Annotated in this window: 1 protein-coding gene; it reads left to right on the top strand. The window is 61.9% G+C overall.

Annotated features, from left to right (window positions below; genetic code table 11):
- Positions 1 to 58: 58 nt before the first annotated feature.
- Positions 59 to 449, top strand: a 391-nt coding sequence (locus SB717_RS33720; protein ID WP_410907161.1) for a UDP-N-acetylglucosamine--LPS N-acetylglucosamine transferase, incomplete at its 3' end; no start/stop codon positions are given.

The raw sequence follows: 449 nt of genomic DNA, 5'->3' as shown, positions 1-449 counted from the left end.
CCGCCCCCGCACGGTCAGCGGAGCGGGCCGCCGTCGGCAGGAGTTCCAGGTGAAAATCATGTTCGTAACATCGGGCGGCGGTCATCTGGCCCAGCTCCTTCCGCTGCAGTCCTGGTGGAAGGAACATGCGAGGGAGTGGGTGACGTTTCGGCAGCCCGAGGTGGAAACCGCCCTGGCGGGAGAAAACGTTACTTGGTGCTTTTTCCCCACCACACGCAGCGCGCCCAACGCGGTCCGTAATCTGTTTCTGTCCTGGCCGACGCTGAGGCGGTTTCGTCCTGATGTGGTGGTCTCAGCGGGGGCCGGCGTCAGCGTTCCGTTTTTTATCACCGCCCGCATGCTGGGAATCCGCACTGTCTATATTGAATGCTTCGACCGGATCACCATGCCGACCTTGAGCGGACGCATCTGCTATCCGTTGGCGGATGCCTTCTGCATCCAGTGGGAAG

Source organism: Priestia sp. SIMBA_032 (assembly GCF_046535215.1).
GTDB lineage: Bacteria > Bacillota > Bacilli > Bacillales > Bacillaceae_H > Priestia > Priestia aryabhattai.
Note: the sequence above shows the minus strand (reverse complement) of the source record. Positions and strands in the feature narration are given on the sequence as shown.